Here is a 640-nt window from a genome sequence, read left to right on the forward strand (position 1 = left end):
GGTGAGTAGCCCGGGGGAATCTCACCCCCAGGCCCTCTCAGAACCCGGCGTGAGCCTCTCAGCTCACCGGGCTCCCATCATCCAGCCGTCGGTTTTACACCCATTTGCCAGTGCGGAAATAGCTGGGGTTGCCTTTTGGCAACTCGTCCCAGCCAGTATTCCGCTCTCCGGCGATGTCGTCTCAACCTCTTAAATTTCCGCATTGCCCATCTGACCAAGATTCTGTTCAGATGACGCAGAGTCGGGTAAAGCGCAGATTTGTAAAAGCTGCTGTAATAGTTTATCCAGCCCCGGATGACAGGGCAGAACATCCTCGACAGGTCCTCCAGGGATTTATCACTGCGCAGATGCATCTTCCACCGCCGAGCCTTCTGCCTCATCGCTTTTCCCGCCTTGTTACTTACAGCCGGGACAAAATTGATGAAGTATTTACCCCATCGACTCTTTGACCTCCTCGGACGAAATGTAAAGCCCAAAAAGTCAAAACTCGTTGTGGGATAATTTCCTGATCGATCATCATCTTTACAATAGACAATCTTTGTTTTCTCAGGATGAAGTTCCAGACCGCATTCCTTGAACCTGGCATCCAGCGCCTCTTTTAATGCGAGTGCCTCAGCCTCTGTCCGACAATGCGTAATAC

1 protein-coding gene is annotated in these 640 nt (G+C 51.4%); it reads right to left on the reverse strand.

Going from position 1 to position 640, the window contains the following annotated elements; all coding sequences use genetic code 11:
- Positions 1–77: 77 nt before the first annotated feature.
- A partial coding sequence (locus C4B57_03230; GenBank protein PXF55274.1) for a group II intron reverse transcriptase/maturase occupies positions 78–640 on the reverse strand: 563 nt, incomplete at its 5' end.

The sequence above is a fragment of the Deltaproteobacteria bacterium genome (assembly GCA_003194485.1).
Taxonomy (GTDB): Bacteria; Desulfobacterota; Dissulfuribacteria; order Dissulfuribacterales; family UBA3076; genus UBA3076.